The following is a 2,277-nucleotide window of genomic DNA, read 5'->3' on the forward strand; positions in this document are numbered from 1 at the left end:
GACATCGTCATGGCCGATGTGCAGGTTTCACGAAGCCACCTGGTGATCGAGCCGGCCCGCAATGGATGGTCGGTGCGGGATGTCAGTTCGAACGGGACCTGGGCGAACGGCGAAAAAGTGGCTACCAGGATGGTCCGTGGCCGAACCAGCTTCCGGCTCGGCGCACCCACCGGCCCAGAGGTGGTGGTCGACGCCCAGGCCCCGTCCGCGGAGGCACCCACGGCCGAGCTGGCGACGCTGCTGCACGACAGCCCCGAGCGTGTACCCGGGCCAGGTGGCCCCGGAAGGCCAGGTGGGTCCGGAATTCCCGAGGCGAGGACTCCGGGCTTCGCGAAAAGCCATGATCGAACCGCCGTCGGCGGCCGAGGCGAAGAATGCACCGGGCCGGGCCGAGCTCGAGTACGAGCGCCACAACGTCCACCAGTTGTTCTACGGCACAACGTCGATCGGACGCAGCGCGGACAACGACATCACCGTGGCCGACCTGCTCGTCTCCCGACGCCACGCTGAACTGCACGTCGGCGACGCCGGGATCGAGATCGTCGATGTCGGGTCGGCCAACGGCACGTTCCTCAATGGACGGCGGGTGACTCAGGAATCCCTGAAAGAAAGCGATGTGGTCGCGGTCGGACACCACCTGTTCCAACTGCGAGGCAACACGCTGGTAGAGGCCGTCGACAAAGGGGATGCCACCTTCGAGGCGCAGGGACTGTCGGTGTCGGTCGGCGGCAAGCAGCTGCTGCATGATGTCAGTTTCCGGTTGCCGGCGCGCAGCCTGCTTGCTGTGATCGGCCCGAGTGGTGCGGGAAAGTCGACCCTGTTGGGCGCCATCACCGGGTTCCGTCCCGCGGACACCGGTTGTGTCCGCTATGCCGGCCGTGACGTCTACGCCGAGTACGACGAGCTGCGCCGCCGGATCGGCTACGTGCCCCAGGAAGATCTGCTGCATTCCGCCCTGACCGTGCGCAAGGCCCTGGAATACGGGGCCGAACTACGCTTCCCGCCGGACGTCAGCGCCGATGAGCGGCGGACGCGCATCGATGAGGTGCTGGCCGAGCTTGGGCTGACAGCGCATGCGAACACACAGGTCAGCCGGTTGTCGGGCGGCCAGCGCAAGCGGACCAGCGTGGCGATGGAGCTGCTGACCAGGCCATCGCTGCTGTACTTGGACGAGCCGACGTCCGGTCTCGACGCGGGACTCGACAAGTCGGTCATGATGTCACTGCGTACGCTCGCGGACGGCGGGCGCACCGTGGCCGTGGTGACGCACAGTGTGGCCCACCTCGACTCGTGTGACTACGTCATGGTCCTTGCCCCTGGCGGGCATGTCGCGTACTTCGGCCCGCCGCGCGGCGCCCTTCCGTACTTCGGCAAGCCCGACTTCTCCGATGTGTTCCTCGAGTTGGAGGCGAGCTCGGGTGCGGATGCCGGGGCCCGCTTCCGTGCATCCAACCTCTACGTCGCCACCTCCGTGACCGCACCGTCCGCCCGGCCGGCACCCGCGGAACTTGCGAGCCTGCGACAGCAGTCGGTGTTCGCGCAGCTGTCAACGCTGTTTCGCCGCGCGCTGTCGGTGACCACATCCGACCGCTCCTACCTGCGACTTATCATCGCCTTCCCGGTCCTGCTCGGTCTGGTACCGCGGGGTGTCCGCGCCCGCCACGATCTGGGTGTGGTACCCGGCCAGTCGAACCTGGACGCACCCACGGTGTTGCTGGTGCTCGTCGTCTGCGCCTGCCTGATGGGGACGGCCAACGCCGTTCACGAGATCGTCAAGGAGCGGGCGATCTACCGTCGGGAACAGACGATCGGCCTGTCGACGACGGCCTACCTGAGTTCGAAGATTGTCATCCTGGCGCTGATCACCGGCGTCCAGTCGGTGATCCTGACGTTGATCGCCCTGCTCGGCCGGGCTCCGGCGCATGGAGCCGTCATCGATTCGCCCTGGCCGGAGGTGCTACTCGCGGTCGCGGTGGCTGCGCTCGGTTCGGCAATGCTGGGTCTGGTGATCTCTGCGCTGGTGGACAAGGCGGAGAAGGCGATGCCGCTGCTCGTGCTGATCACCATGACCCAGCTGGTGCTCTGTGGCGGCATGGTGCCCGTCGTCGGCCGCCCCGGGTTGGAACAGGCGAGCTGGCTGGCCCCTGCACGCTGGGGTTTTGCGGCACTGGCGTCGACCACGGATCTCAACGTGGTGTCGCGGAACGTCGTCGACGGCGATTCACGCTGGAATCACGCCGCGGCCACCTATGCCGGCAACCTGATGTTCGGACTTGT

At 67.0% G+C, this 2,277-nt stretch carries 1 protein-coding gene and 1 pseudogene; both read left to right on the forward strand.

The annotated features are described in order from the left end of the window. Positions 1 to 9: 9 nt before the first annotated feature. A pseudogene (locus U9980_RS17500) lies at positions 10 to 66 on the forward strand (hypothetical protein); the annotation flags it as partial. A gap of 274 nt (positions 67 to 340) precedes the next feature. After that, the coding region (locus U9980_RS17505) for an ATP-binding cassette domain-containing protein (RefSeq protein WP_322768902.1) at positions 341 to 2,277 on the forward strand (1,937 nt) is incomplete at its 3' end.

Origin of the sequence: Protofrankia sp. Cr1 (assembly GCF_963555865.1) — a bacterium.
Classification (GTDB): Bacteria; Actinomycetota; Actinomycetes; order Frankiales; family Frankiaceae; genus Protofrankia.